Below are 496 nucleotides of genomic sequence, written 5' to 3' on the forward strand. Positions count from 1 at the left end.
AGCTTTTAGTTACTGCGCCGCTAAGCAAGAGAGGTACTATGGCTTTGAGGGACATTTGCTTGTTAATTTATCTGGCATGATTAAAGGCTTTACCGTTGCCCCTGCCAATGTTGATGAAAGAGCGGTTGCGCCTGATATTACTGACCATATCCATGGTTTGCTCGGCGCTGATAAAGGGTATATCAGCCCGAGTCTGACATCGTACTACGACGCTCAAGGAGTAGATTTACAAACGCCACTCAGAGCTAATATGAAAGAAGATAGACCCAAACCTGTGGTAAGACGGCTAATGAAAGCCCGCCGTATCGTTGAAACAGTCATTGGTCAGTTATCAGAACGATTTAATATACAAAAGGTACGAGCAAGAGATTTATGGCATTTGTCTCATCGATTGATTCGTAAGATTCTGTCGCATAATCTGTGCTTTGTACTCAATAAAAAACTTGGTAACCCGCCTCTTCAGTTTGATTTGCTTATTTCAAGTTGAGAGTGGGGT

Annotated in this window: 1 protein-coding gene; it reads left to right on the forward strand. The window is 42.7% G+C overall.

Annotated elements, in window-relative coordinates:
• On the forward strand, nucleotides 1-487 hold a 487-nt coding region (locus tag ACT3QP_RS15055; protein WP_444526065.1), incomplete at its 5' end, for an IS982 family transposase.
• Between the last annotated feature and the right edge of the window lie 9 nt (nucleotides 488-496).

Source organism: Psychrobacter sp. AOP7-B1-24 (genome assembly GCF_052376215.1).
In the GTDB taxonomy this organism is placed as follows: domain Bacteria; phylum Pseudomonadota; class Gammaproteobacteria; order Pseudomonadales; family Moraxellaceae; genus Psychrobacter.